We start from the raw sequence: 25,823 nt of genomic DNA, 5'->3' as shown, positions 1-25,823 counted from the left end.
GCGGCTGATGCAGCGCCTCTACCCCTTTCTTTTTGTCTTCCTGTGGAGCACCGGCTTCATCGGGGCGAAGTACGGCCTGCCTTACGCCGAGCCGCTTTCCTTTCTGCTCACCCGCTACGCCTTCGTCATTGCCCTGATGACGGCGATTGCCCTGCTGACTCGAGCGCCTTGGCCGAAAGCGCCGATGCAGTGGGTGCATATTGCTGTTTCTGGCTTGCTGGTCCATGCCGTTTATCTCGGCGGGGTTTTCGTCGCCATCCGGCACGGCCTGCCGGCCGGCGTCACGGCGCTGGTCGTTGGCATGCAACCCCTATTGACGGCGCTGGGTGCCGGCTGGTTGCTCGGCGAACAGGTCAATCGCCGGCAGTGGGCCGGTCTGGGCCTCGGTTTTGTCGGCGTCGCGCTGGTTGTCTCGGGCAAATTCGGCGAGGCCGCCGCGCTTGGGCCGATGCTGGTTCCCGCTTTGATTGCCTTGCTCGGCATCACCATCGGCACCTTGTACCAGAAACGCTTTTGCGCCAGCTTCGATCTGCGTACCGGTTCGGTCATCCAGTTCGTGCCGACGGCGCTGGTCACCGCGCTGGCAGTGCTGTCGTTCGAGAATTACCGGATCGAATGGAACGGTGATTTCATCTTCGCGCTTGGCTGGCTGGTGCTGGTGCTCTCGATTGGCGCGATCAGCCTGCTCAATCTGCTGATTCGCAGCGGCAGTGCGGTGAATGTTGCCAGCCTGTTCTATTTGACTCCGCTGAGCACGGCGCTGATCGCCTTCGTGATTTTCGATGAAAAACTGACGTTGACCGCAGCGATCGGCATGCTGATCGCGGTCAGCGGCGTCTATCTCGTCGCACGACCCAAGTGAGTCTGGCGACACCGCGTATTCTCGGGATCGATCCTGGTTTGCGGGTCACGGGGTTCGGCGTCGTCGAGTTGCACGGCAATAAGCTGGTCTATATCGCGAGCGGCTGCATCAAGTCGAACGACAAGCAATCGCTGCCGGAGCGGATCAAAACGCTGTTTGCCGGGATCAGCGAGGTGGTTGCAACGTATCAGCCGGATCAGGCTGCGGTCGAGAAGGTCTTCGTCAACGTCAATCCGCAATCGACCCTGCTGCTCGGCCAGGCGCGCGGTGCGGCAATCAGCGCCCTGGTCCACGCCGGTCTGCCAGTTTCCGAATACACGGCATTGCAAGTCAAGCAGGCCGTCGTCGGCCATGGCAAGGCGGCCAAGGAGCAGGTTCAGGACATGGTGGTCCGGCTGCTCAATCTCTCCGGCTCGCCGACTTCCGATGCGGCCGATGCGCTGGCTTGCGCCATTTGCCATGCGCATGGCGGGCAAGGTTTGGGCGCCATGGCGACCGCCGGGTATCGCATTCGGGGCGGCCGCCTGATAGGATGAGCACCTGTGTGAAATTACAGTACCTTGCCCTGAAAGAAATCGAGCCGACATGATTGGAAGACTGACCGGCATCCTCGCCGAAAAAAATCCCCCGCAGATCGTGCTGGAGGTGAATGGCGTCGGCTACGAGCTCGACGTGCCGATGAGCACCTTCTACAACCTGCCGGCGAATGGCGAGAAAACGCGCTTGCTGACCCATTTTGCCGTGCGTGAGGATGGTCACTATCTTTACGGCTTCCTGACCGAGGCCGAACGTTTCGCCTTCCGTCAGTTGCTCAAGGTGTCCGGGATCGGCGCGCGTACTGCGCTGTCTGTCCTCTCCGGCCTGTCGGTCGGCGATCTGGCCGCTGCCGTGGCGCAGCAGGAACTGGGTCGCCTGATCAAGGTGCCGGGCATCGGCAAGAAGACAGCCGAGCGCCTGTTGCTCGAACTCAAGGGCAAACTGGCTGAAACTACCGGTGTTTCGCTGCTTGCTGCGGTCGACGATGCGAAACAGGATATTTCCAACGCCCTGCTCGCCCTTGGCTACAACGAGAAGGAAGCCGCGGCTGCGATGAAACAACTGCCGGCCGATATCGGCACCTCGGACGGCATCCGGGCGGCACTCAAACTGTTGTCCAAGGTCTGATGTTCAACAGCGAGGAAAATCCCAAGCGCCTGGCGCAGATCGCGCTGGTGATCCTGCTGATTGTCGGCTGCATTGCCGTGCTCTGGCCGATGATCGGTGCCGTGCTGTTCGCTTTCGTCGTCTGGATCTGTACCTGGCCGCTTTACTCCGAACAGTTGCTGCCGCGCCTGGGAGGGCGCAACACGCTGGCCGCCACCTTGATGACGACCCTGCTCGTGCTGGTCATGCTGCTGCCGATGATCTTCCTGGCCGGCAGTCTGGCGAGCAGTGCCGACAAGCTGATCGATTTCGCCCGGCCTTATGTTGAGCAGGGGTTGCCGCTCGATCCGCCCGCCTGGCTCAGCGGGCTGCCATTTTTTGGTGTCGAGATCGATACCTTCTGGCACCAGATTGCCAGCAACCGGGCCGAATTGAATGCCCTTCTCAAGCAACTGGTCGTGCCCTTGCGCCAGTTCGGGCTGGCACTCGGCGGTATTGCCGCCAACGGTTTGTTGCAGGTGGCGCTGGTGATTTTTGTCGTCTTTTTCCTCTATCGCGACGGCGCCAAGGTGGTGCATTCGCTGTATGTCGCCGCCCACAAACTGGGGGGCGAGCTGGGTGAAGAAATGCTCGACAAGGCGCGCGGCACGGTGGTTGGGGTGATGCTGGGCATTGTCGGCACCGCTGCGGCACAAGGCACGGTGGCGATGATCGGTTTCCTGATTGCCGGCGTTCCGGCTGCAGTCTTGCTGGGTTTTGCCACCTTTTTCCTGTCGATGATTCCAATCGGGCCGCCGCTGATCTGGGGGGGCGCTGCTGCCTGGCTTTACAGTCAGGGGCTGACCGGCTGGGCGATTTTCGTGGTCCTTTACGGCCTGTTCATCATCAGCAGTATCGACAACTTTGTAAAACCCGTCCTGATGGCGCGCGGCGCCGGCATTTCGATTTTGCTGATCGCGCTCGGCGTGCTTGGCGGCGTGCTGGTCTTCGGCTTCATCGGCATTTTTCTCGGACCGGTACTGCTGGCGCTCGGCCATATGCTGTTTGGCCGCTGGACGCGTGAGGACATTTCCGCATGATCGAAACCGACCAACTTTTTGCCCCGCAGGCTGATTCTCCCCGTGCCGCGGTCGACCGCATCATTGCCCCGAATTCGAAATCGGCTCAGGAAGAGGCGCTGGAACGGGCACTCCGTCCCAAGCGGCTGGCTGATTACACCGGCCAGGTCAAGATTCGCGAACAACTGGAAATCTTCATCCAGGCGGCCAAGAATCGCAGCGAATCGCTCGACCATGTGTTGCTTTTCGGACCGCCGGGTCTGGGCAAGACGACTTTGGCGCACATTGTCGCGGCCGAAATGGGCGTTAACCTGCGTCAGACTTCTGGCCCGGTACTCGAACGAGCCGGCGATCTGGCCGCCATCCTGACCAATCTTGAACCGCACGATGTGCTGTTTATCGACGAAATTCACCGTCTTTCACCGGTCGTTGAAGAAATTCTCTACCCGGCGCTGGAGGATTTCCAGATCGACATCATGATCGGCGAAGGCCCGGCGGCACGCTCGGTCAAGCTCGATCTGCCACCGTTCACGCTGGTCGGTGCGACGACCCGGGCCGGCATGCTGACCAATCCGCTGCGCGACCGTTTCGGCATCGTCGCCCGGCTTGAGTTCTACAACGCCGATGAGCTGAAAAGCATCGTCAGTCGTTCCGCTTCCCTGCTCAATGCACCGATCGACCCGGAAGGCTCGCTCGAAATCGCCAAACGTTCGCGCGGCACGCCGCGTATTGCCAACCGCCTGTTGCGCCGGGTGCGCGATTACGCCGAGGTCAAGGCCGATGGCAACATCACCCGCCAGGTCGCCGACGCCGCGCTGCACATGCTCGATGTTGACCCCGCCGGGCTCGACCTGATGGACCGCAAGCTGCTCTCGGCGGTGATCGACAAATTCGGCGGCGGGCCGGTCGGTGTCGACAATCTGGCGGCTGCGATTGGCGAAGCACGCGACACGATCGAAGATGTGCTGGAGCCGTACCTGATCCAGCAAGGCTATCTGCAACGCACTCTGCGCGGCCGGATCGCCACGCCGGCCATCTATCGTCATCTCGGCTTGCCGGTGCCGCGTACCGAGGGGGCGCCGGATCTCTCGACCGATCGTTGAGCCCTGTCGCGGTCGACCGCGACAGGCGATAGAAACAGATCGTTACAAAAACTTGTTGCAGCGCAAGGTAAAATCGCGGGATGAAATACGAGCCCAAGCCCAACGCCTTCTCGATCCCCGTTCGCGTTTATTACGAGGATACCGATGCCGGCGGCGTGGTTTACTACGCCAATTACCTCCGCTTCTTCGAGCGCTGCCGCACGGAATGGATGCGTTTTGCCGGCCATGACCAGTCGGCGCTGGCTGCCGAAGCCGGTATCGGCTTCGTGGCGCGCAAGGCGAGTTGCGAATACCTCAAGCCGGCGCGGCTCGATGACGAACTGACCGTTGGCCTGGAAGTTGAAAAACTGACCCGCGTCCGCGTTGTCTTCCGCCAGCATGTCCGTCGTGGCGATGTCGAGTTGGTCACCGGCACCGTCGAAATTGCCTGCGTCAACATGGCCACCATGACGCCGGCTGCCATCCCCGATTTTCTGCATCAAAAACTGGAAGCGCTGAAATGAACGTCACCCAGGATATGTCCATCCTCCACCTGATTCTCCAGGCCAGTGCGGTCGTCCAGGCCGTCATGGCCTTGCTCGCCGGCGTTTCCTTCATGTCCTGGTACTACATCTCGATGAAGTGGTTCACCGTGCGCCTGGCGCGCACCAAGACCGAGACTTTCGAGCGCGATTTCTGGTCCGGTGGCGATCTGAACAACCTCTACAACAGCGCGGTCAACGACCGCCACCATGCCGGTTCGATGGAGCGCATCTTCGAAGCCGGTTTCCGCGAATTCACCAAGCTCAAGGGCCAGAAGAACCTCGACCCGAAGGACATCGTCGATGGTTCGCGCCGCGCCATGCGCGCGACCTACCAGCGCGAAATGGATGCACTTGAATCGCACCTCGCCTTCCTCGCTTCGGTCGGTTCGGTTTCGCCGTATGTCGGTCTGTTCGGTACGGTGTGGGGCATCATGCACGCTTTCCGCGGCCTTTCAAATGTCGGCCAGGCCACGCTGGCCTCGGTTGCACCGGGTATTGCCGAAGCGCTGGTCGCCACCGCCATCGGCCTGTTCGCCGCCATCCCGGCCGTTCTCGCCTACAACCGTTTCTCGCACGATATCGACCGCCTGGCCGTGCGTTACGAATCGTTCATGGAAGAGTTCTCCAACATCCTTCAGCGGCAGATGCGTTAAGCCATGCGCCAGCGTCGCCTGAAAGCTGAAATCAACGTCGTTCCCTACATCGACGTCATGCTGGTGCTGCTCGTCATCTTCATGGTGGCTGCGCCGATGATGACGACGTCGAGTATCGATGTGCCGACTGTCGGCAAGGCCAATACCGCACCGACGGCGCCGCTCGAAGTCGCGATCAAGGCCGACCAGACCCTGACGCTGACCGACCGGTCTGGAAACGGCAAGGAAATCCGCGTCGACCGCAAGGAACTGCCGGGCATGATCCGCGCTGCGCAGGACAAGAATCCGGAGCAGCCGGTGTTGATCGCCGGTGACAAGAACGTCAAGTACGAGGCCGTCCTTTCGGTGATGGATGAATTGCAGCGTGCTCAGGTCAAGCGCGTTGGCCTGGTTGTACAGACAACTGGCAAATGATTCTCGATCGTCCCGAAGAGCCCGGTAAAAAGTACGCACTGGCGTTCACCATCGCGGTGCACGTCGGTCTGGTGCTGGCGCTCTTTCTTGGTGTGCAGTGGAAGCGCAGCCCGCCTGAGGTGATGGAGGTTGAACTGTGGTCGGCCAAACCGGCACCGGCGACTTTTGTCCCGCCGCCGCCTCCACCGGAACCCGAGGTGAAACCGGAACCGAAGCCGTTGCCCAAGGTCGAGCCCAAGCCTGAGCCACCGCCGCCGAAAAAACCGGATATCGCGGTCAAGGAAGAAAAGAAGAAGCCTGAGCCGAAGAAACCGGAACCCAAGCCCGAGCCACCGAAGCCGGAACCGCCGAAAAAGCCTGAGCCGAAACCCGAGCCGCCCAAGAAGCCGGAGCCGAAGAAGCCCGAGGCACCGAAGTTTGACTTCGACAAGGAGCTGGCCAAGGAGACCTCGCAGCTCAAATCTGCGACCCGCAGTGCAACGGACAGTCAGCGGATGTCGAATGCCGCCGCGGCGGAAGCCGAGCAGCGCGCCTCGTCGAACAAGCGCGGGCTGGCTGATTACGCGACCAAGATTCGTGTCAAGGTGCGCGGGAACATCGTTCTGCCACCCGGCTTGCAGGGCAATCCCGAAGCCATTTTCGCCGTCGATCAATTGCCGTCCGGTGAGGTGCTGGCCATCAAGCTCAAGCGTTCGAGCGGCAATCCGGGTCTGGATGCAGCGATCGAGCGAGCCATCCTCAAGTCGTCACCCTTGCCAAAGCCCGATGATGCGGCGCTTTTCCAGCGTACGCTGGAAATAAAATACAAGCCGTTTGAAGAGTAAAATCGCGTAAAACCTATTGAAAATGAACGCAATGTACAAAATTTCACGCCGTTTCTTCCTGGCTCTCGCGCTCTCCGTGGCCGGATTGGCTCAGGCCCAGTTATCGATCGAGATCAGCGGTGCCGGTGCCAATCGTCTGCCGATTGCGATTGCCGATTTTAGCGGTGATGCCACGGCGTCTCGCATCATCACCGCGACGGTTCGTTCTGATCTGGAGCGCAGCGGCCTGTTCAAGCTGATCGATCCGGCCAATGCCGTGCTCGATGAAAATTCCCCGATCAATTACGGCGAATGGAAAGGCCGTGGTGCCGACTCACTGGCTGCCGGGCGTCTGGCACAAAGCCCGGATGGCCGCATGGAAGCCCGTTTCCGGGTTTATGACACACAAAAAGGCGTGACCCTGGGTGGCGCGGTCTACGTCACCAGCAACCAGCAATTGCGTGCCGCCGGTCACCGCATCGCCGATTACATCTATGAAAAACTGACTGGCGAGAAGGGCGTTTTCTCGACCCGGATCGCCTATGTCGTCAAAGCGCGCGGTCAATTCCTGCTGCAGATCGCCGATGCCGACGGCCAGGGGGCCGCGACTGCGCTGACCTCGACCGAGCCGATTATTTCGCCGGCCTGGTCGCCGGATGGTGGGCGTCTGGCTTATGTCTCCTTCGAAAAGAAGAAGCCGGTCATTTACGTTCATTCGCTGGCTTCCGGGCAGCGCCAGATCGTTGCCAATTTCAAGGGCTCCAATTCGGCACCGGCCTGGTCGCCGGATGGTCGCCGGCTGGCAGTCGTGCTTTCCAAGGACGGCAATTCGCAGATTTACGCCGTCAATGCTGATGGCAGTGGCGTCCAGCGTCTGAGCCAGTCGGGTGGCATCGATACCGAACCGCGCTACTCGCCGGATGGCGGCACAATCTATTTCACGTCCGATCGGGGCGGCAGCCCGCAGATTTACCAGATCGGCGCCAATGGCGGTGATGCCCGCCGGGTCAGTTTCGAAGGCAATTACAACGTCTCGCCGCGTCCGTCGCCGGATGGCAAGAGCCTGGCTTTCATTACCCGTCGCGAAGGTCGCTTCCAGCTCGCCGTGATGGATCTGGCCAGCCGTCAGGTGCAGGTGCTGACCGACTCGCACAAGGACGAATCCCCCAGTTTTGCCCCTAATAGCCGCATGATCCTGATCGCCACAGAAGTTGGCGGGCGCGGCGTTCTATCGGCTGTCTCCAGCGATGGCAGGATCAAACAACGCCTCTCGGTGGCTGCAGGTGATGTACGCGAGCCGGCCTGGGGCCCTTTCTTTCAATAATCCTCACCATATTCCCCGGAGAACACCATGAAAAAACTGCTTATTCCCGCCCTGCTGTCCGCCTTGATCGTCGGTTGCAGCTCTACCCCGATTCCTGACGACAATGGCGGTGCGCCGGTCGAGTCCCGTACCGGTGGCAGCAATACCGGTGTTGCTCCGGTGGTTGCCGGTGGCCTCGATTCCCGTGGTCTGCCGCGCGAACTGACCGATCCGAAGAGCACGCTTGCCCAGCGCAGCATCTATTTCGATCTCGACAGCTACGAAGTCAAGGGCGAATACAAGGATCTGGTTGCCGCACATGCCAAGTACCTCGTTGCCAATCGTGGTTTCAAGGTGCTGCTGCAAGGCAATACCGACGAACGCGGCAGCCGCGAATACAACCTGTCGCTTGGCCAGAAGCGGGCCGATGCAGTCAAGCGTTCGCTGACCCTGCTCGGCGCTCGCGAAGATCAGGTGGAGTCGGTCAGCCTCGGTGAAGAAAAGCCGAAGAACGACGGTCACGATGAGTCGGCCTGGGCGGAAAACCGTCGCGCCGATATCCTCTACCGTGCAGCTGACGGTCGCGGCGAGTTCTGATCATGCACCCGGTTCGAATCGCCCTCCTGATTGCCGCACTCGGCACGGCCCAAGCGCAGGCCGGTGTATTTGACGACGATGAAGCACGTCGTCAGATTACCGATCTGAAAATCAAGACGGAGGCGCGCTTCGACCAGCAAGCCAAGGGTCAGCTGGATCTGGCAGGTCAGATCCAGCGCCAGGCCGAAGAAATTGCCCGCTTGCGCGGTCAATTGGAAACACTGAATTACGAGTTGGAAACCGCCAAGAAGCGGCAGCAGGATTTTTATCTCGATCTCGATACTCGTTTGCGCAAGTTCGAGGCTCCGGGTAGCGCCAATGCCGCGGTCGACCCCGCTGCCGGCGGAAATCCGGTGAAAGCCGATCCGGCACGCGAGGGGCAGGAATACGAAGCTGCGTTGAACCAGTTCAAAGCGGCCAAGTACAAGGAGGCCGCTGTGGCCTTCGCCGGATTTGTCCAGAAATACCCGGACAGTTCGTTGGCGCCGAATGCCCAATACTGGCTCGGCAATGCCTGGTACGCCCAGCGCGACTGCAAGCGTGCGATCGAAGCACAAACGCTGGTCACGACCAAGTATGCGGACTCCCCGAAGGCCCCCGATGCCTGGCTGGCGATTGCCACCTGCCAGCAGGAGCTGGGTAATCCGGCCGGCGCCAAGCGCTCGCTGGAAACAGTGCTCGGCAAGTATCCCAACACACCGGCAGCCGAGTCGGCCCAGCAACGTTTGAAGAAGAAATAATTGGCTTTACGTCTGACTGAAATTTTCTTCTCCCTGCAGGGAGAAGCTGCACGCGCCGGCCTGCCGACCGTCTTTGTCCGCCTGACCGGCTGCCCGTTGCGCTGTGTCTGGTGCGACACCGAATACAGCTTTACCGGCGGCGAGCCGGCAACGATCGCCTCGGTGCTGGCCGAGGTCGCCAAATACCCCACCCGCCAGGTTTGCGTGACCGGCGGCGAGCCGCTGTCGCAGAAAGAATGCCTGCCTTTGCTGACGGCCTTGTGCGATGCCGGCTATGACGTTTCCCTGGAAACCTCCGGTGCGCTTGATGTTGCTGCGGTCGACCCGCGTGTGGCGCGGATTATGGATTTGAAGGCGCCGGATTCCGGCGAATCGGCGCGCAATCGTTGGGAAAACCTCGATGTGCTGACGGTCCGTGATGAAATCAAGATCGTCATTGCTTCGCGCGGCGATTACGAGTGGGCGCGCGATGCATTGCGCCTGCGCAACCTGGCGCAATGTTGCCAGGTTCTGCTCTCTCCGGCCCAGGGGCGTGTCGAGCCACGGATGCTGGCTGAATGGATACTCGAAGACGGTCTCGATGTGCGCTTTCAGATGCAGTTGCACAAAGTGCTTTGGGGTAACATGAAGGGCAAATAACGGACGGAGACTTCCATGACCAGCAATCGCCGCCAGTTTTCCCGGATTCATTTCCAGACCGAAGCAAGGCTTTATCTGCCGGCGGGCGAGGCCTCGGTCGAAGTCCTTGATCTGTCGCTGAATGGTGCGCTGATCCAGCCGGAAGCCGACTTCTACGCCAAGGTCGGGACGAAAGGTTCGCTCAAGGTACGGCTCGACGAGATGGGAACGATGATCAGCATGGAAGTAGCCATCGTGCACCATCAAGGCCAGGTCTACGGCCTTGCCTGTCGTGAAATCGACCTCGACAGCGTGACCCATCTGCGTCGGCTGGTGGCGCTCAATATGGGCGACGAAATGTTGCTCGAGCGTGAACTGGCGCTGCTGATCAAACCCTGACCACGGCTTTGTGGGCCACCCGCCCAAGTGTTGCAAAATTTGCAGTCCCCTATTGTCAGACAATAGACCCTGTGAGCATAATGGAATTAATGTCGGGGTGACTGTCGCAGAAGGGTTTGCGGGGGAATGATGAGGGGCTTGGTTTTTACCTGCAGGACTGTGTTGTGCTTGAAGCCCCGTTCTCTCCGGTGGATGAACGGGCATGGTTGCTGAGTCCCCGCCGTTTTTCCCTTGTTGTGCGGGCGACAATCTGATCGATACCGATCAGTGCCTGCCGGAATTATTCGAAATCCAGCACGCCATTCTCGAAAATGCCGGGCATTCGATCATTGCGACGGATGCCGAAGGGACCATTCTCTACTTCAACCGGGCTGCCCAGAAAATGCTCGGTTACAGTTGGGCGGAAGTGGTTGGTCGCGCTACGCCGGGGCTGTTTCATGAGCTGGATGAGGTTGCCTGCCGCGCGCATGCCCTGTCACTTGAATTGCAACGCCCGGTAGCGACTGGCTTCGAGGTTTTTGTCGCACGTCTGGCCATTGTCAATACCGATGAGCAGGATTGGACATATCGTCGCAAGGATGGCTCGACACTGCCCGTCCGCTTGTCGGTTACGGCCTTGCGCAACCCGCACGGGACAATCAACGGCTATCTCGGGATTGCTTCGGATATCAGCGAACGACGCCGGATGGAACAGGAGTTGCGCATTGCTGCCGTCGCCTTCGAGTCCCAGGCGGCGATCATGGTGACCGACCCGGCCCAGCGGATACTGCGGGTCAACCAGGCTTTTGTCCGGCTGACCGGCTATTCGGCCGACGAGGCGATTGGCCGAAAACCGAGCCTGTTGCAGTCCGGCCGGCAGGACAAGGCGTTTTACCAGGCGATGTGGCAATGCCTCCTGTCGCACGGGCATTGGGAAGGTGAAATCTGGAATCGGCGCAAGTCCGGCGAGATTTATCCGGAATGGCTGACGATCAGTGCGGTGAGGGATGATCACGGGGCACTGACCCATTACGTCAGTACCTTTTCGGATATCAGCAATCTCAAGGTCGCCGAGTCGGAAATCCACAATCTCGCCTTCTACGACCCGTTGACCGCGCTGCCCAATCGGCGTCTCTTGCTTAATCGGCTGGCCAAGGCGCAGGCGGCGAGCAATCGCAGTGCGCAATATGGCGCCTTGCTGATGATCGATCTGGATAATTTCAAGACGCTGAACGATACCCTCGGTCACGACATGGGGGACCGGTTGCTGGTCGAAGTCGCCAGTCGTCTGACTTTCCGGATTCGTGAAGGCGATACGGCCGCCAGACTCGGTGGTGACGAGTTTGTCGTGATGCTTGAGGATCTGGGCGAAGATGCCGAGGCGGCCGGGGTTCAGGCCGAAATCATTGCCGAGAAAATTCGCCTGGAACTGGCCAGACCCTACGTCATGCTTGGTGATGGCGAATATTTTCACAGTGCCAGCTTTGGCATCAGCCTGTTCTGTGGTCACGATAAAACCACCGAGGCCATTCTCAAGCAGGCCGATATTGCGCTCTACAAATCGAAAGATGCCGGACGAAATACCATTCGCTTCTTCGATAACGAGATGCAGACGGCGCTCGATATCCGGGCCGGACTTGAGGCTGGTTTGCGTCAAGCCTTGTCGCGCAATGAATTCCGTCTTTTCGTCCAGCCCCAGGTCGATGGCGCTCGGCAAGCGATCGGTGCCGAGACACTGTTGCGTTGGCAACCGCCCGGCAAGCCGATGGTCGCGCCGGGCGACTTCATTCCGCTGGCCGAAGAAACCGGCCTGATTGTCCCGATCGGGCTGTGGGTGCTCGATATGGCTTGCGCCCGTTTGCGGCGCTGGGCCGATAACCCGAAAACAGCGGGGCTTTACCTGGCCGTCAATGTCAGCGCCCGTCAGTTCCGCCAGGCTGATTTTGTCGAACAGGTCAAAGCGGCATTGGCAAGAAACGAGGCCGATCCACAGCGTCTGAAACTGGAGCTGACGGAAAGCCTGCTGCTCGACAACGTCGATGGGGTGGTTGTCAAAATGCAGGCATTGCGTGCCATCGGCGTGCGTTTTTCTCTGGATGACTTTGGAACCGGTTACGCCTCGCTGTCTTACCTCAAGCGTTTTCCTTTCGAACAGCTCAAGGTTGATCGTTCTTTCGTCCGTGACATTACGGTCGACCCCGATGATGCCGCGATTGTCCGGGCGATTATTGCCATGGGCAGTACCTTGCGGCTGAATGTGGTGGCAGAGGGGGTTGAGGCCGATGAGCAGCACGCCTATCTGGTTGAGCACGGTTGCCAGGCTTTTCAGGGCTATCTCTTCGGCCGCCCGATGCCTTTCGAGGACTTTGAAGCCAGTCTTTGAAGCGCCCCGGCGATTGCTGCGGTCGACCGTGAAATTGGCAAAATATTGCGCAGGAACAAGCAGATACGGGTTCAAAGCAGGCGCTGTTTCAGGTATATTCGCGCCCCATGATGAAGCCTGCTGTCGTTCTCCTTTCCGGTGGTCTCGATTCCGCCACCTGCCTCGCCCTCGCCCGTAGCCAGGGTTTTGATTGTTATTGCCTGTCTTTTGACTACGGTCAGCGCCACAATGCCGAACTGGCTGCGGCTGACCGCGTCGTCAAGGCGCTCGGTGCGGCTGAGCATCGGGTGATCAATTTCGGCCTGGCCCAGTTCGGTGGTTCAGCGCTGACCGATACCAACATCGCTGTGCCAACCGGCGGCGTCATGCCGGGCATTCCGGTCACTTATGTACCGGCCCGCAACACGATCATGCTTTCGCTGGCGCTCGCCTGGGCTGAGGTGCTGGGCAGCCGCGACATTTTTGTCGGGGTCAATGCGGTCGACTATTCCGGTTATCCGGATTGCCGACCGGAGTACATCGCGGCATTTGAAACCATGGCCAACCTGGCGACGCGGGCCGGTGTCGAAGGTGCCAAGTTAAGCATTCATGCGCCGCTGATTGCGCTGTCCAAGGCCGAAATCATTCGCACCGGCATGCAGTTGGGGGTCGATTACAGTCTCACCGTTTCCTGCTACCAGGCCGATACGCAAGGTCATGCCTGCGGTCAGTGCGATTCCTGCCGGCTGCGGGCCGAAGGCTTTGCCGCAGCCGGTGTGCCGGATCCAACGCCCTACGCAGCGGCTTGAGCATGGAGGTCAGTAGCGCAGCGGCGACCATTCTCTGGCTTGCATTTGCCGTTGCCTTCGTTTTTGGTGCGATTGGTCAGAAGACGCATTTCTGCACCATGGGTGCGGTATCCGACATCGTCAATATGGGCGACTGGAACCGGATGAGGATGTGGTTGCTGGCCATTGGCGTGGCGATTCTGGGGGCCGGCGCCTTGCATGCCAGCGGCCAGATCGATCTCGGCAAGTCGATCTACCGGACGCCCGTATTTACCTGGCTGTCGTACATCGTCGGTGGCGGCTGTTTTGGCGTCGGCATGGTGCTCGCTTCAGGTTGCGGTTCGAAGACGCTGATCCGGATCGGTAGCGGCAATCTCAAATCGGTAGTTGTCTTCATCGTGCTCGGTCTGGTGGCTTACATGACGATGCGCGGTGTGCTCGGCGTGTTTCGCGTCAATGTGCTGGAAAAAGCGGTCATTACCTTGCCCGGTGGCCAGGATGTGCCGGCACTGTTGGTGGCCGCCGGCATCGAGCCGAAAACGGCGTTCATGCTGGCCGTTTTTGGCATCGGCGGCGGGTTGACCGCGGCAGCGCTGCTCAAGCGTGATTTCTGGACCTTCGACAATCTGATCGGTGGTCTGGGCACCGGCCTGGCCGTGGTCGCCGCCTGGTACGTCAGTGGTCACCTCGGTTATCTGGCAGAACACCCGGAAACGCTGGAAGAGGCTTTCATCGCGACCAACAGCGGGCGCATGGAGTCGCTCAGTTTTGTCGCGCCGGCTGCTTTTTCGCTCGATTTGCTGATGCTCTGGTCGGACACCAGTCGCAAGATGAGTTTTGCCATTGCCTCGGCGCTCGGCGTCATTGGCGGTTCATTCGCCTGGACGCTGCTGACGCGCAATTTCCGTTGGGAAGGCTTTGTCAGTGTTGAAGACACGGCGAACCATCTGGTCGGCGCTGCGTTGATGGGCTTTGGCGGCGTGGTTGCCATGGGGTGCACGGTTGGCCAGGGAATCAGCGGGTTTTCAACGCTGGCGCTGGGTTCCATCGTCACCTTCCTGTCCATTGTGCTGGCTGCGGCCGGGATGCTGAAGTTCCAGTATTGGCGCTTGATGCGCGAGGATTGAGCGCCTGTTTTCCTGCCTCGGGCCGGTTTAGAATGCCGGAATAACCGATAAATGGAGGAGAACCCATGGCCAAGGCCCAATTTTGCTGGCAAGACCCGTTACTGCTCGATACGCAGCTGACGTCCGAAGAGCGCATGATCCGCGATGCGGCGCGCGATTATTGCCAGGAGCGGCTGATGCCGCGCGTTACGGAAGCCTTTCGCCACGAGCAGACCGATCCGGAGATTTTCCGTGAAATGGGCGCCCTTGGCCTGCTCGGCCCGACCATCCCGGCCGAGTACGGCGGCGCCGGCCTGAATTACGTCAGCTACGGCCTGGTCGCGCGTGAAGTCGAGCGTGTCGATTCGGGCTATCGCTCGATGATGAGCGTGCAATCCTCGCTGGTCATGGTGCCGATCCATGAGTTCGGGACGGAAGCCCAGAAACGCAAATATCTGCCCGGCCTGGCCTGTGGCGAGCTAATCGGCTGCTTTGGCCTGACCGAACCGAACCACGGCTCCGACCCCGGCAGCATGGAAACCCGGGCGCGCAAGGTGGATGGCGGTTACTTGCTCAATGGCAGCAAGATGTGGATCACCAACGCGCCCATCGCGGATGTGTTCGTCGTCTGGGCCAAGAACGATGCCGGCATGATCCGCGGCTTCGTGCTCGAAAAAGGCATGCCCGGCCTGAGCGCGCCGGTGATTCATGGCAAGGTGGGTTTGCGTGCCTCTGTCACTGGTGAAATCGTCATGAACGACGTGTTTGTCCCGGATGAAAACGAGTTCCCGGAAGTGCGCGGTCTGAAAGGTCCGTTCACCTGTCTCGATTCGGCCCGTTACGGTATCGCCTGGGGCGCTTTGGGGGCCGCCGAGTTTTGCTGGCATATGGCTAGGCAATACACGCTTGATCGGCAGCAGTTCGGTCGGCCGCTGGCGGCCAATCAACTGGTTCAGAAAAAGCTGGCCGACATGCAGACTGAAATCACGCTCGGCCTGCAAGGCTGTCTGCGCCTTGGCCGGATGAAGGACGAAGGCACGGCATCGGTCGAAATTACGTCGATCATGAAGCGCAACTCCTGCGGCAAATCGCTCGATATTGCCCGCGTTGCGCGCGACATGCTGGGCGGCAACGGCATCAGCGACGAGTTCGGCATCGCCCGCCATCTGGTCAATCTGGAAGTGGTCAATACCTACGAGGGAACGCATGACGTGCATGCGCTGATCCTTGGCCGGGCCCAGACCGGCATCGCGGCTTTCTGATCCGTCGGGGGCGTTTCAGCCGCCCTCGTTTTCCTTCAGCTTTTCGATGACCAGCGGGAAGGCTGCCGAGCCGAACAGCGCAACTGCCGAGACGATGAAGGCCAGGCCGGCCATCGGGTCGTCGAGCACCGGATGGAGCCAGGCGCCGAGGCCAAACAGGCTGAACAGCCCGACCAGGGTACAGAGCAGACCAAGGCTGCCGAGGGCAATGAAGGAGTAAGGGTAGCGGCGCATGGCAGCGATTCTACGGCCTTCAGGATCCGCACGTGAACGGGTGGCCAGCGTTTGAGCGGGCAGGCATGAAAAAGGCCGGCCCGGTTTGCACCGGCCGGCCTTGTTTCAACGCCCGAGGCTCTTACTGGATCTGCTGGATACCGGCCAGCGTCCAGCCACGGCTGCCATCGTGCGGCTTGGTCAGGTGCCACATTTCGTCGAAGGCTTCGGTCGGGCCATTCTTTTCCTCGCGGATCAGGCCGTGGAAGCGGACGCTGACGACGTAACGACCGGCTTCTTCAGCCACGTCGAGGACTTCGGCATTGAGCTGGACGACATCGGTTTCCTGCTTGGCGGTACCGCGCTCGGCCATGGCCAGCTTGATTTCGCCGAACATTTCCGGCGAAGTGAATTCGCGGATATCGTCGAGATTGCCGGCATCGTTAGCGGCTTGCAGGCGGATGAAGTTGACCTTGGCGTTGCGCACAAAACCGTCGACATCGAAGTCAGCCGGGATCGAGCCCGTGGTCGCGGCTGCCGCTGCAGCAACCGGTGCAGCGCTACCGCCGGCCGGGAATTCAGGCTGGATCGATGCATTGCGGCTGAAGTCGGGATTGCCACCGGCGTATTGCATGCCGTTTGACGCACCTTGTTGGGCCGCGGCCTTCTTGCGCATGAAGTAGCCGATCGCCATCACGGCAACCATGACCAGCAGGCCGATCATCATCATGTTGGCCAGGCCTTCACCAAAGCCGAAGTGCGAAGCCAATGCGGCCAGACCAAGACCGGCGGCCAGACCGGCCAGCGGTCCCATCCAGGACCGTTTGGGCTGGGCTTGCGGTGCAGCAGCCGGTGCAGCGTGTTGCTGCTGGGCGGGAGCGGCATTGGTTGCCTTGTTCGGGGCGACCGACTGGCGTTGCATGCCGGACGAACTGCCACCGCCCAGACGCTTGGCTTCGGCATCGCCGATATTCAGCGTGAAGCCGAGTACAACGGCTGCGACCATCAAAGCAAAAGATTTCATGTTTGTCTCCATCGAGGTAAGTATTGCGAGGTGCAGGATAACCGCAAACCAGCCCCGAAAAAATATGATTTATTTGTGATGTCTAATCGAAAAAACCGAAGTGTTTCAGGAGAACAGCGCAGCCGTTGCCTTGGGGTTGGAGGCGAAATAGAAATGAACGTAGGAGGCTGTCAGCCGTTGCTGGCGGTAGATCGCCTCGCCATCCCGGCCATCCTGCGTCTGGGCACGGACGATGGGTGTCAGCGGCGTTTCACTCTTCGAGTAGTGGAAGGTGTGGCCCTGCAAGCGGCCTTCCGGCAGGTCGGCGAATTGCATGCCGAGCGCGGCCAGGCGCTTCTGCATCACCGAGATGCCGGGCAGCAGGCCGGCGAAGGCATGGGTTTCACCGGTCTTGTCGGTGACTTGCTCGAACAGGCTCATCATGCCGCCGCACTCGGCGAGCAAGGGCTTGCCGGCGGCGACGTGGGCGCGAAGCGCGGTCCACAAAGGCTGGTTGGCCGACAGCGCCGGGGCATGCAGTTCCGGATAACCGCCGGGCAGCCAGACGGCATCGCAGGCCGGCAGCGGCTCGCCGGCAACCGGCGAGAAGAAGCGCAGTTCGGCGCCGAGGTCGGCCAGGGTTTCCAGATTGGCTGGATAGATGAAGCCGTAGGCGGCATCGCGGGCGATGGCTAGGCGCTTGCCGGCGAGCAATGGTTCGATAGCCGGGGGCGGAGCGTCCTCGAAATTTACTGCTTTGGGCAGGTCGACCGTGGCACTCGCCGCCAAGGCATCGGCCAGGCGGTCGAGGCGTTCCTCGATATCGTCGATTTCGGCCGCCTGCAGCAGGCCGAGGTGGCGTTCCGGCAGCACCGCGTCCGGGTTGCGTGGCAGGGCGCCAAACCAGCCCATGCCGGCCGGCAGGCTGTCGCGGGCCATCGCGGCGTGGCGTTCGCTGCCCACCCGGTTGGCCAGCACGCCGGCAAAGGGCAGGCCGGGGCGGTAGGTGGCGAGGCCGTGGGCGACGGCGCCGAAGGTCTGGGCCATCGCCCCGGCATCGATCATCGCCATCACCGGAATGTTGAAGCGGCAGGCAATGTCGGCCGCCGACGGCGTTCCGTCGAACAGCCCCATGACGCCTTCGACCAGGATCAGGTCGGAATCCTGCGCCGCCCGGCTCAAGCGCCAGCGCGCATCTTCTTCGCCGCACATGCCGAGATCGAGGTTCTGGCACGGTCGACCGCTGGCCACGGCATGAATCTGCGGGTCGAGAAAATCCGGGCCGCACTTGAAGACGGTGACGCGCCGGCCTTGCCGGGCATGCAGCCGGGCCAGCGCGGCGGTGACGGTGGTCTTGCCCTGGCCGGAGGACGGGGCGGCGATCAGCAGGGCGGGGCAGGCGGTCATTTTTCTTCCTTGGTGGCAGGTTCGATCAGTACCAGTTTGCCGGTTTTCGGGTCGCGGAACACTTCACCGACGCGGTCGTAACCGCTGCCGTTCTGCGTGATGCCACTGACCGGGCGTTCGATCTGCTGGCCTTTTTCGACCGGTTTTGGCGCCTTCAGCGCACTTTGCGTACCAGCCGCCAGCGCGGCGAGCAGGCCGCAGGCGAAGACCAGCATGACGTCGACCAGGTTGACCAGGCTGGCGCGCGGATCTTCGTCGTGATCGTCGAAGCGGGCATCGAGCTTGGAATAGAGGCGCAGCCGTTTGCGCGGTTGAATTTCGCTCATTCCATGCGCTCCAGCACTTCCTCGTACCAGCGCCGACGCAGCTTGCCGATGACCAGGCCGCCGATACCGGCGACCAGGCCGAGCACGGTGGCGTCGAAGGCGACGGTAACGGCGCTGGCCAGCTGGGCCGGATCACCTTTGCCGAGCGCAGCAAGGCCGGGTCCGAGCGGAATGATGGTGGCCATCAGGCCGAGCATGGGCGGAATGCGGGCGAGCAGGTCGGCGCGTTCCAGCCGGTGGCGGGCGATTGCCTGAACACGATCGATATTGCCGCTGGCCTGCAGTTTGGCAAGGCCGGAGAAACGCTCGCCGACGGCAATGCCGGCTTCGATCAGGGCGATGGCGCAAGCCAGCATCAGGGCGGCGAGAGCCGGTGTAAGCAGCCAGGTGACGGCATCGTGCAGCCAGGCGAAGGAAAGCGGATCGGTCATCGAAAACTCCTGGAATTAAGCGCTGCGGCGGCCCAGCCAGAGGCCGGTCGTGAACAGCGCAAGACTGGCGGCAAGCAGGCCGAGCAGGTTGAGGGTGCGGCCAACCAGATCGCTGGCCGGCGGTTCGGATTCGTTCAGTTCGTAGTAGCGCGGGGGGGCTTCGGGGGCGGCGGCTTTGGCTGCCGGTTCGGTTTTTGCCGTTTTTCCGGCGTCGACCGCCGGATTGCCGTTTGCCACCTCGTTAACGGCGCCGGCAGGGACAGCCGTCGCCACCACTTCGCCGCGCGCCTTGGCCAGCGTCACGCCGAGCGCCTGTGCCTCGGCCGCCTCGAGCTGCGGTGCCAGCCATTGCCACATCGGGTGGTTGGGCGCGGTGTGGCCGCTGCCGGGCAGGCCGTTCCTGGCGACCAATCTGGCCAGTTCGCCGCCCATCTGCTTGATGGTGGCGGCATCCGTTTTCCAGAAACCCTTTTCGGCGGCGACCATGAAAATTGCCAGCATCTGTGCCTTGACGTGGGCGTTGTGGCCCTGGCCGAGGAATTTGGGCAGGCCGAGCTTCTGCGCGTCATCGAAATAGACGGCTTTCACTTCGTCCCAAGCCCAGTTCTTGACCAGGTCGGGGCGCGTCACCTGCCAGCCCCACAGGTTTTCGAGAAATTCGGTACCCATTGTCCGCGCCCCGGCGTAGCCGTGCTCCATCAGCGGCTTCAGCCAGGCCGGGTTGAGGAAGCGGCCGCGCAGTTCGCCGAGCAGCGCCGTGGTCAGCGGCTCGACATCGGCCCGGCCGGGTTCGGCGTGTTGCAGGATCAGCGCTTCCGGCGGCTGGCCGGTACGGCCCTCGATGGCCAGCGACAGGCCGCCGAGATAGTCGAAGGCATCGTTGTTGTCGAGCAGGCCGTAGAGGTTGCTGGCTCGGCCGTGGTAGGTCCGCTTGATGCCGTCGAGCGCGCTGTCGAAGGCGGCGTGGGCGGCTTCGCCGCTGTCGTCGAGGCCGTAGGCGTGGCCCATGCGGTTGCGGTAGGCGCGGCCGATTTCGTCGCGTTCGCGCCAGGCGCCGGAGCGTTCGGTCAGTCGATTGACGCCGGTGCCGTAGGCGCCCGGGGCATCGCCGAAAATGCGCTGGGCAGCGGCATGGCCGGCTTCCTTGGTCGGCAGTCCGGCTTGTTCCAGTGCCGCAACGCGGTTCAGCCATTCGCGGGCAACCCGGTTGTTGCTGACCGACTCGCTACCCCAGTGGACGGCGGGGAGCGGAGCGAGTGCGACGGTGAGCGCGTCCTTTAATTCCGGTCGTTGTTCGAGTAGCCGGCTGGCCGAGGCTGCGAGTGCCAGCCGGCCGGCGCGGTCGATCAGGTTGTTGAGGTTGGGGTAGAGGTCGCGGAACAGGCCGGAGGTGGTGACGATAACGTCGCGCCGCACGACGCCCGGCTTGAGGCGAACGTCGGTGACGATGCCGCGGGCGTTCCACACTGGCTCGGCGCCCATCATGGCCAGCGCGAAGGCCACCATGACGCCTTCGTCGCGTACGGCATCGGAGGCCCAGAGGATGATGCCCTCGGAGCCCTGATCGTTCTTTCCGGCGCGGTCGACCGACTTCTGGGCCAGTTTTTCGCCGAGCTGGTAACCGATTTTGGTCGGCAGGATATCGCCATCGACGGCGTGGAAATTGCGCCCGGTTGGCAACGAATCGGGCGAGCGCAGCGGGTCGTTGCCCTTGCCCGGCGGGATGTAGCGACCGTCCAGCCCGGCTAGCAGGCCGAGCATTTCGAGGCGGGGCGAATCGGCCAGCTTGCGGCTGATTTCCGGATCATCGATGCCGCCCTGCTTCATTGAACCGAGCATCAGATCGAGTGCTTGCTGGCTCCAGTTGCGCCCGAAAATGTGCAGGCCGTAGGGCATGAACTTTTCCTGCAGCTTGGTCAGGTAGTGGCCGACTTCGTGCGCCAGCAGGTCATCGTCGGCCGCCTCGAAGCCGATGCCGCGCACCGCCAGCACATCGGCCATCGAGGCTTCCAGCTCGGCCTTGAGGTTGAGTGCGACGACCTGCTGGCGCATGGTGCGGGCGGCTTGTGCCTTGAGCGACTCGGAGGAGGCGGCTTCGTAGCTTTCGACAATCTGGCGCAGGGCCAGCAACTGGTCGTAGAGCGGTGTTGCGGCGAGCGGCGGGGTCAGGTGGTCGACCATCACGGCCAGGCCGCGGCGCTTGGCCTGGGTGCCTTCGCCGACGCCATCGACGATGTAGGGATAGATGCCGGGCAGATCGGCGGCGATCAGGCTCGGGTAGTCGTCGGCGGCCAGGCCGACTGCTTTGCCGGGCAGGAATTCGTAAGTCGAATGGCGCCCGACGTGGACCACGGCATCGGCCTGGAAGCGGTCGCGCAGCCAGTGGTAGAAAGCGAGGTACTGGTGCGGCGGCGTAACGCTGGTGTTGGCGTGCAGCAGTTCCTCATCGACTTCCCAGCCGCGCGGCGGCTGCGGCCCGATGAAGACGTTGCCGAAGGTCATGCCCGGCACCAGCAGGCGGCCGCCTTCGACCATCACCTTGCCCGGCACGGTGCCCCAGCCCTTGAGGCCTTCGATGCCGTAGCCGCTCAGGCGCCGGCTGAGTGGCGCCAGCGTCGCACAACGGCGGGTGGATTTATCGGCCAGGCAGGCGAGATAGCCGGCTTCCAGGGCTTTCAGGTCGCGGATTGCAACGTTGCGTTTCGGATGGTCGGCACCTTCGACCAGATGGTGCAGTTCCTTCAGCACCGCATCGACCCGTTTGCGGCCGACTGCTTTTTCGTTGGCCTGCTCGGCTTCGAGTACTTCGGCCTGCAGGCGGCCGAGCGGGCCGGCGGTCATTTCACCCTGCACCCGGGCCGGTAGCGAGGCAAACCAGCGAGCGTAATCGGCGGTTTTGACCCCGTCGACCGCAGCACTCAATTCCTTCAGTGCCGCGCGGTCTTCCGGCAGGTTGACGCCGTGCGCCATGATCCGGTCGAGCAGGGCTTCGGGCGAGGCCGGCAGCTCGCCGACCGTATAGCCGGCGCGTTTCAGCGCGTGCAGCATGTCGAACAACGAGGCGGGCACGTCGAGATTGTCGGCGCCGATGTTCTGCCGCCCCGGCGGGTGGTTGTAATAGATCACCGCGACCCGCTTGTCGCGGTTGGCCTTGCCCCGCAGCGCCAGCCAGCGGCCGACGCGCGCCGCCAGGCGGTCGACCTCGGCGGCCAGCACAACCGGCGGCCGGCTTTCGATGCCGGTCAGCTTGTCCGGCCGCGCCGCGCCGAGCGCCGAGACGACGATGGGCTGGCCGATGCCCTGCAACTCGGGCAGCGCGACGCGATACTGCACCGAATCGGCCGGCAGGCCATCCGGCGACAAGCGCCATTGGGTGGTCGTACGCTCGTTCAGGCGAATCGCCTTGAAGACCGGCACGTCGAGTTTCTTGAATGCTTCGCCGACGGCTTCGCGCCCTTCGGCGGCACCGACGACGAAATCCTGCAGCACGACCAGCGCCGCCGCCCGGGCCGGGGCGATCAATTCGGGCAGGCGTTCGAGCGCTTCGCGCGAGGCACCGCCCCAGCGTGTCAGCACCTGGACACAGGCTTGGCCGTTGGCTTCGATCTGCCGGCAGAGTGCGGCGGGCGGGCCGCCATCCATGTTGGCCAGGTCGAGGACGACGACGGTTGGCTCGGCTTTGAGTCCGAGCTGGCTGGCCTTGCCCCAGGCCGCAGCATCGCTCAATTCCCGCTGGCCGACACGCAGGCGCAGTGTCGGTTCCGGCTTGATGGCCGGTAAAGGCTGTTGTGGGGCGAGCAGATGGGCGAACAGGGCCTGCGTGTTGTCGCTGCCGCCGGCTTGCCAGATTTGACGGGCGGCCAGCCAGTGGCGTGCGGTCGGCTGCTTGCTTGCTGCGGTCAACGCTGATTCGGGCGGGTTTTCCAAGGCCAGTTGGCGCAGGGTTTCGGCTGGAAAGGCGGCCAAGGAGCCTTCGTTGTCGCGGCTCATCAGGTTCAGGCTGGCTTCGCCGTTCATCGCCAGTACGGGTGTTTGTGGCCTTGCATGACGGCCCAGTGCGTCCTTCAGGCGGCGGGCCGGGTCGCCGAAAACCGAAACGGCCAATACGCTGTCGGCCTTGCTCAGCCATTGGCCAAGCTGTTTCTCGTCGGCAGCCATCAACTGGGCCGGCGTACGCAACATGATGCGGTCACCCGGATGGCTGGCGAGATGCCGGTGAGCAGCATCGATCGCGGTAGGAGCGGCACGCTCGGTGACTACGGCGAACAAGGTTGCGGCCTGCGCCGAAACCATGCCGGCAGCACATAGAAGTGCCAGGGCATGGTGTTGCCAGCGGCAAGAAAAACGTGTCATTGACTGTGTGTTTCCGGACGAAGGTGGCCGGTTTACCAGTCGAGTCCCGGCATCGCCTTGATGCCCGCTTTGAACGCATGTTTTTCGTTACCGATGTCGCTGACCGTATCGGCTGCTTCACGCAGTGCCTCGGGGGCGGCGCGGCCGGTGATGATGACGTGCTGCATCAGCGGTCGGGCAAGCAGTTTGGCGATCACGCTGTCGAGATCGAGCCAGCCGTATTTGAAGGCGTAGGTCATTTCGTCGAGTACGACGAGGCCGATGTCCGGATTGTTCAAATGGCCGCAAGCCACTTCCCAGGCGGCTTGCGCGGCTTTGGCGTCGCGCTCCTTGTCCTGGGTTTCCCAGGTGAAACCTTCGCCGCCGACATGCCAGGCGACATTGGCCTGCTGGCGGAAAAAGGCTTCCTCGCCAGTATCCGAACGTCCCTTGACGAACTGCACGACACCCACTTTCAGGCCGTGGCCGAGAGCGCGGGCGACGACGCCGAAGGCGGCCGACGATTTGCCCTTGCCGTTACCGGTATTGATCAGCAGTACGCCGCGCTCTTCCTGGGCGCCGGCGATCTTTTCATCGATCACGGCCTTCTTTTTCTGCATGCGTTCTTCGTGGGTGACAGCCATGGGTCTTACTCCGGAATGAAACAGCGACGGCCGCGGTCTTCAAGCTGACGCAGGCCATAGCCATAAAGTTGGGACAGCTTTTCTGCCGTCAGGATGGTGTCGACCGTGCCAACCTCGGTGCGGCCGTCGCCATGCACCAGCAAGGCGCGATCACAGAAGCGATGAGCCAGTGCCGGGTCGTGCAGCACCATGATGACGCCCGCCCCGTCGTTGCGCGCGGTCTCCGCAAACAGTTCGAGGACAGCCATCTGGTGATTGAGGTCGAGGTGCGAGAGCGGCTCGTCGAGCAGGTACAGCGGCGCGGCCTGAGTAAGCAGCGTGGCAATCGCCAGGCGCTGGCGTTCGCCACCTGACAAGGTGTGAATCTGCCGGGTTTCCATGCCGTCGAGGCCGACCGATTGCAGCGCAGCACGGGCGATTTCAGCATCCTGCCGGCTTTCCCAGGCCCAGCGGCCAAGGTGCGGGTGGCGGCCGGTCAGCGTTGTTTCCAGGACCGTCGAGCCAAACGGGTCGGACTGGAACTGGCCAAGCCAGGCCCGGCGCAGGGCTGCCTGGTGCGGCGGGGTCAGCGCAAGGTCTTCGGCATCGAGAATCACTACGCCGGCACTGCTTGGACGCAAGCCGGCCAATGTCGACAGCAAGGTTGATTTGCCGGCACCGTTGCGCCCCAGAATGGCCAGCCGTTCGCCGGCATGCAGGCTCAGGTCGAGCCGGTCGATGACCCGTTTGCCACCGACGTCGACGGCCAACTGGCGTGTTTCGAGCAGGGGGCCGCTCATTTCGGCTGCCTCGACAGGATGACCAGGAAGATCGGGACGCCGATCAGTGCGGTGAGTACGCCGACCGGGAGTTGTTGTGGGGCGATGATCGTCCGGGCCAGCGTGTCGGCCAGAACCAGCAGCGAGCCGCCGGCCAGAACCGAAGCCGGTAGCAGCAGTCGCTGGTCGTTGCCGGTGGCGAGGCGGACGAGGTGGGGAACGATCAGGCCGACAAAGCCGATCGAACCCGCTGTCGTCACAGATGCTGCGGTGGCCAGTGAGGCGAGCAGATAAATGGCATAGCGCAAGCGGTCGACCGCGACACCCAGCGCCTGGGCCTGCATCTGGCCGCGTGCCAGCATATTCAGTTCGCGGGCGAAGGGCATGGCCAGTATCAATGCCAGGCCCAGTGCGCTCAGGGCCGGCCACCACTGAGCGCTTTGGCCGAGATCGCCCATCAGCCAGAAAAGCATGCCGCGCAGCTTGTGCTCCGGTGCGATGGCCAGCATCAAGGCGACCAGCGCACCGCAGCCGGCGGCAACGATGACACCGGTGAGCAGCAGGCGTGTCTGCGTCCAGCTGCCGTCGCCGTGCGCCAGACCAAAAACCAGCAGCATGGCGCCGAGCGCACCGGCAAAAGCCAGCCCGTCAATGCCGAGGGCCGGCAAGCCGAGAATGATGGCGAACATTGCCCCGGCACCGGCGCCGCCGGAAATTCCCAGGACGTAAGGATCGGCCAGCGGATTGCGCAGCAATACCTGCATCAGCGCCCCGGCCAGTGCCAGCAGGCCGCCGCAGGCAAAACCGGCAATCGCGCGCGGCAACCGAAGCTGCAGCACGACATCGCCGGCGCCGCCTTCCTGCCCGAGCAGGGCCGCCCACACTTCACCGATCGAAACCTTGAAGCTGCCGACCGTCAGGGCCAGTGCGAAACTGGCCAGGACGAGCAGGCAGAGACAGGCGAGGATCAGCAGGGCGCGGCGGCTGGAGGGCAT

27 protein-coding genes are annotated in these 25,823 nt (G+C 62.3%); 18 read left to right on the top strand and 9 right to left on the bottom strand.

Annotated elements, in window-relative coordinates; all coding sequences use genetic code 11:
* Positions 1–7: 7 nt before the first annotated feature.
* The 18 genes from KI614_RS15735 to KI614_RS15650 all read left to right on the top strand — a co-directional run bounded on the left by KI614_RS15735 (position 8) and on the right by KI614_RS15650 (position 15,714).
* A complete protein-coding gene (locus KI614_RS15735; RefSeq protein ID WP_203467961.1) occupies positions 8–862 on the top strand; it encodes a DMT family transporter in 855 nt (284 codons plus the stop codon).
* On the top strand, positions 859–1,398 hold the full coding sequence (ruvC, locus tag KI614_RS15730; RefSeq protein ID WP_203467960.1) for a crossover junction endodeoxyribonuclease RuvC: 540 nt from the start codon (positions 859–861) through the stop codon (positions 1,396–1,398). Before KI614_RS15735 ends, ruvC begins: the two co-directional genes overlap by 4 nt.
* Before the next feature lie 49 nt (positions 1,399–1,447).
* Positions 1,448–2,026, top strand: a complete 579-nt coding sequence (gene ruvA, locus KI614_RS15725) for a Holliday junction branch migration protein RuvA (protein ID WP_226406844.1) — start codon at positions 1,448–1,450, stop codon at positions 2,024–2,026.
* Complete coding sequence (locus KI614_RS15720) at positions 2,026–3,084, top strand: AI-2E family transporter (RefSeq protein ID WP_226406842.1); 1,059 nt, start codon at positions 2,026–2,028, stop codon at positions 3,082–3,084. Before ruvA ends, KI614_RS15720 begins: the two co-directional genes overlap by 1 nt.
* Positions 3,081–4,166 carry a Holliday junction branch migration DNA helicase RuvB gene (gene ruvB / locus KI614_RS15715; protein WP_226406840.1) on the top strand — a complete coding sequence of 362 codons (1,086 nt, stop codon included), beginning with the start codon at positions 3,081–3,083 and terminating at the stop codon, positions 4,164–4,166. The genes KI614_RS15720 and ruvB overlap by 4 nt, the downstream gene beginning before the upstream one ends.
* Before the next feature lie 80 nt (positions 4,167–4,246).
* Positions 4,247–4,669 carry a tol-pal system-associated acyl-CoA thioesterase gene (gene ybgC / locus KI614_RS15710; RefSeq protein ID WP_203467956.1) on the top strand — a complete coding sequence of 141 codons (423 nt, stop codon included), beginning with the start codon at positions 4,247–4,249 and terminating at the stop codon, positions 4,667–4,669.
* Positions 4,670–4,683: 14 nt separating this feature from the next.
* Entirely contained in the window at positions 4,684–5,343 is a 660-nt protein-coding gene (gene tolQ / locus KI614_RS15705) for a protein TolQ (RefSeq protein WP_371810512.1), read from the top strand.
* A 3-nt stretch (positions 5,344–5,346) separates the two neighbouring features.
* Positions 5,347–5,757 (top strand): protein TolR, encoded by a 411-nt coding sequence (tolR, locus tag KI614_RS15700; protein ID WP_226406838.1) that lies wholly within the window; start codon positions 5,347–5,349, stop codon positions 5,755–5,757.
* Positions 5,754–6,581 (top strand): energy transducer TonB, encoded by an 828-nt coding sequence (locus tag KI614_RS15695; RefSeq protein ID WP_226406836.1) that lies wholly within the window; start codon positions 5,754–5,756, stop codon positions 6,579–6,581. Before tolR ends, KI614_RS15695 begins: the two co-directional genes overlap by 4 nt.
* A gap of 31 nt (positions 6,582–6,612) precedes the next feature.
* Positions 6,613–7,884, top strand: a complete 1,272-nt coding sequence (gene tolB, locus KI614_RS15690) for a Tol-Pal system beta propeller repeat protein TolB (protein ID WP_226406834.1) — start codon at positions 6,613–6,615, stop codon at positions 7,882–7,884.
* 27 nt (positions 7,885–7,911) lie between these two features.
* Complete coding sequence (gene pal / locus KI614_RS15685; protein WP_226406832.1) at positions 7,912–8,460, top strand: peptidoglycan-associated lipoprotein Pal; 549 nt, start codon at positions 7,912–7,914, stop codon at positions 8,458–8,460.
* A 2-nt stretch (positions 8,461–8,462) separates the two neighbouring features.
* Positions 8,463–9,200 carry a tol-pal system protein YbgF gene (gene ybgF / locus KI614_RS15680; protein ID WP_226406830.1) on the top strand — a complete coding sequence of 246 codons (738 nt, stop codon included), beginning with the start codon at positions 8,463–8,465 and terminating at the stop codon, positions 9,198–9,200.
* Positions 9,201–9,839 (top strand): 7-carboxy-7-deazaguanine synthase QueE, encoded by a 639-nt coding sequence (gene queE / locus KI614_RS15675; protein ID WP_226406828.1) that lies wholly within the window; start codon positions 9,201–9,203, stop codon positions 9,837–9,839.
* Positions 9,840–9,854: 15 nt separating this feature from the next.
* On the top strand, positions 9,855–10,217 hold the full coding sequence (locus KI614_RS15670) for a PilZ domain-containing protein (RefSeq protein ID WP_226406826.1): 363 nt from the start codon (positions 9,855–9,857) through the stop codon (positions 10,215–10,217).
* A gap of 202 nt (positions 10,218–10,419) precedes the next feature.
* On the top strand, positions 10,420–12,579 hold the full coding sequence (locus KI614_RS15665) for a putative bifunctional diguanylate cyclase/phosphodiesterase (protein WP_226406824.1): 2,160 nt from the start codon (positions 10,420–10,422) through the stop codon (positions 12,577–12,579).
* A 107-nt stretch (positions 12,580–12,686) separates the two neighbouring features.
* Positions 12,687–13,367: a 7-cyano-7-deazaguanine synthase QueC gene (queC, locus tag KI614_RS15660; RefSeq protein WP_226406822.1), complete on the top strand. Its 681-nt coding sequence runs from the start codon at positions 12,687–12,689 to the stop codon at positions 13,365–13,367.
* A gap of 2 nt (positions 13,368–13,369) precedes the next feature.
* The gene (locus KI614_RS15655) at positions 13,370–14,473 is read left to right on the top strand and encodes a YeeE/YedE family protein (protein WP_226406820.1); all 1,104 of its coding nucleotides are present in this window, start codon (positions 13,370–13,372) and stop codon (positions 14,471–14,473) included.
* Between the two features lie 65 nt (positions 14,474–14,538).
* Positions 14,539–15,714 (top strand): acyl-CoA dehydrogenase, encoded by a 1,176-nt coding sequence (locus KI614_RS15650; protein ID WP_226406818.1) that lies wholly within the window; start codon positions 14,539–14,541, stop codon positions 15,712–15,714.
* A 15-nt stretch (positions 15,715–15,729) separates the two neighbouring features.
* On the opposite strand, the gene KI614_RS15645 is transcribed toward KI614_RS15650, so the two are convergent.
* From KI614_RS15645 to KI614_RS15605, 9 genes are all read right to left on the bottom strand, one after another.
* Entirely contained in the window at positions 15,730–15,948 is a 219-nt protein-coding gene (locus KI614_RS15645; RefSeq protein WP_226406816.1) for a hypothetical protein, read from the bottom strand.
* 121 nt (positions 15,949–16,069) lie between these two features.
* Complete coding sequence (locus KI614_RS15640; protein ID WP_226406814.1) at positions 16,070–16,951, bottom strand: Tim44 domain-containing protein; 882 nt, start codon at positions 16,949–16,951, stop codon at positions 16,070–16,072.
* A gap of 105 nt (positions 16,952–17,056) precedes the next feature.
* Complete coding sequence (locus KI614_RS15635) at positions 17,057–18,337, bottom strand: cobyrinate a,c-diamide synthase (protein WP_226406813.1); 1,281 nt, start codon at positions 18,335–18,337, stop codon at positions 17,057–17,059.
* Positions 18,334–18,663 (bottom strand): DUF2149 domain-containing protein, encoded by a 330-nt coding sequence (locus tag KI614_RS15630; RefSeq protein WP_226406812.1) that lies wholly within the window; start codon positions 18,661–18,663, stop codon positions 18,334–18,336. Before KI614_RS15630 ends, KI614_RS15635 begins: the two co-directional genes overlap by 4 nt.
* Entirely contained in the window at positions 18,660–19,094 is a 435-nt protein-coding gene (locus KI614_RS15625; protein ID WP_226406811.1) for a MotA/TolQ/ExbB proton channel family protein, read from the bottom strand. The genes KI614_RS15630 and KI614_RS15625 overlap by 4 nt, the downstream gene beginning before the upstream one ends.
* A gap of 15 nt (positions 19,095–19,109) precedes the next feature.
* Positions 19,110–23,447 carry a cobaltochelatase subunit CobN gene (locus KI614_RS15620; RefSeq protein WP_226406810.1) on the bottom strand — a complete coding sequence of 1,446 codons (4,338 nt, stop codon included), beginning with the start codon at positions 23,445–23,447 and terminating at the stop codon, positions 19,110–19,112.
* A 32-nt stretch (positions 23,448–23,479) separates the two neighbouring features.
* Entirely contained in the window at positions 23,480–24,070 is a 591-nt protein-coding gene (gene cobO / locus KI614_RS15615) for a cob(I)yrinic acid a,c-diamide adenosyltransferase (RefSeq protein WP_226406809.1), read from the bottom strand.
* A 5-nt stretch (positions 24,071–24,075) separates the two neighbouring features.
* A complete protein-coding gene (locus tag KI614_RS15610) occupies positions 24,076–24,849 on the bottom strand; it encodes an ABC transporter ATP-binding protein (protein WP_226406808.1) in 774 nt (257 codons plus the stop codon).
* Positions 24,846–25,823 carry a FecCD family ABC transporter permease gene (locus KI614_RS15605; protein ID WP_203467935.1) on the bottom strand — a complete coding sequence of 326 codons (978 nt, stop codon included), beginning with the start codon at positions 25,821–25,823 and terminating at the stop codon, positions 24,846–24,848. The genes KI614_RS15610 and KI614_RS15605 overlap by 4 nt, the downstream gene beginning before the upstream one ends.

The sequence above is a fragment of the Dechloromonas denitrificans genome (assembly GCF_020510665.1).
GTDB lineage: Bacteria > Pseudomonadota > Gammaproteobacteria > Burkholderiales > Rhodocyclaceae > Azonexus > Azonexus denitrificans_B.
Note: the sequence above shows the minus strand (reverse complement) of the source record. Positions and strands in the feature narration are given on the sequence as shown.